General features: G+C 49.8%; 1 protein-coding gene. It reads right to left on the reverse strand.

Annotated features, from left to right (window positions below; all coding sequences use genetic code 11):
* The coding region (locus tag ACO0LN_RS30415; RefSeq protein WP_422980517.1) for a transposase at positions 1 to 255 on the reverse strand (255 nt) is incomplete at both ends.

Here is a 255-nt window from a genome sequence, read left to right on the forward strand (position 1 = left end):
TCTTGCTGTCCACACCTATGTGCCCCTTCATGCCGAAGTACCATTGATTGCCTTTTTTAGTTTGACGCATTTCCGGATCGCGCTTGCCTTCTTTATTCTTGGTGGAGGAAGGTGCTGAAATAATGGTGGCATCGACGATGGTGCCACCTGATACTTTCATTCCCCGCTCCTGCAAATGACGGCCTACTTCTTCGAAAATTCGTTTGCCAAGGTCATGACGCTCCAGCAAGTGCCGGAACTTGCACACAGTGGTCT

The organism is Undibacterium sp. TC9W (assembly GCF_049339865.1).
GTDB lineage: Bacteria > Pseudomonadota > Gammaproteobacteria > Burkholderiales > Burkholderiaceae_D > Undibacterium.